Here is a 685-nt window from a genome sequence, read left to right as displayed (position 1 = left end):
TGGGTGAATTTCTCCGCAATGACTAGGGTGCGTGCGATCTCGTCGATGGAGGGGGTGCGGGTGCGTTCGCTCGTGTGATATTCGAAGGACCATCTCGTCCACCACTCGTACTGCACGTCCTCCAGACCCGAGGCGGTGGCATAAAACTTCCAGGCCCAGCTCAACATCGCCTTCGCCTGGGTCACGGCCCGGTGGACGGCTGATGGCGCGTGCTTCTCTCCGATCGCGTCTCTGAGCTTCTCGAGATCGCTCAGCTTGATGTCGCGGACCATCTTGTCGTTCACGGCGGCGAACTGCTCGAGCTCCAGATAGTGCGCGTATTCCTCCCGGTAGCTCTCCTTCAGCTTCGGCTTCTTGTAAGCGAGAAATTTCTCCGTCAAAGTCTTCCAGGTCCAGAACGGCGCGATCGCTCCGATGGGAAGCGTCTTGGCCTTCTCCCAATTCGCGAGTCCGTGTTCCAGTCTCTGGTCAACTGCATTTGATTGGGGATTGCCGGGGAAGGCGTAGCTGAGCAGGACCGTGGCAACATCGCGGAGGTCGCGCTTCATTTCGGCAGCGAGCAGTATCTGCTTGGCGACGTATCTCGCTTGCTCATACGGCAGCTGGCGGACTTCGCAGAGGCGGATGGTGATATCCCGCCTGCGGATGTACCAGATGGCCTTCTTCTTGGTGATGCGAATGGTCA

The 685-nt window shown here is 58.8% G+C and carries 1 pseudogene; it reads right to left on the bottom strand.

The window, feature by feature from the left end:
* Positions 1-685: pseudogene (locus IVB42_RS02285) on the bottom strand (hypothetical protein); the annotation flags it as partial.

It is taken from the genome of Bradyrhizobium sp. 45 (assembly GCF_023073155.1).
Taxonomy (GTDB): Bacteria; Pseudomonadota; Alphaproteobacteria; order Rhizobiales; family Xanthobacteraceae; genus Bradyrhizobium; species Bradyrhizobium canariense_D.
Note: the sequence above shows the minus strand (reverse complement) of the source record. Positions and strands in the feature narration are given on the sequence as shown.